The sequence below is a fragment of the Paenibacillus cookii genome (assembly GCF_018333375.1).
Classification (GTDB): domain Bacteria; phylum Bacillota; class Bacilli; order Paenibacillales; family Paenibacillaceae; genus Paenibacillus_AQ; species Paenibacillus_AQ cookii.
Genome location: NZ_BORW01000154.1, coordinates 1 through 251 on the forward strand (window position 1 = coordinate 1; position 251 = coordinate 251).

General features: G+C 50.6%; 1 rRNA gene. It reads right to left on the reverse strand.

What is annotated here, in order from left to right:
* Positions 1-82 (reverse strand): 5S ribosomal RNA (gene rrf / locus KI367_RS26985); the annotation flags it as partial.
* Positions 83-251 lie beyond the last annotated feature (169 nt).

Below are 251 nucleotides of genomic sequence, written 5' to 3' on the forward strand. Positions count from 1 at the left end.
TCCAAGTACCATCGGCGCTGGAGGGCTTAACGGTCGTGTTCGGGATGGGTACGCGTGGAACCCCTCCGCTATCGCCACCAAACGATTCAAGTGGTTTGATCACCTAAAAACTAGATACGAAACGTTTGCGTTTTATTTTCCGTAGCATATCCCGGTTTTTGTTCCGGGCCCCGCCAAAGTACTCGGAATCAGCTACGAAGCTGCTCTTCACTTTGGTGGGTTTGTTCATGCTTCCGTAGCGAGCTTTCTTT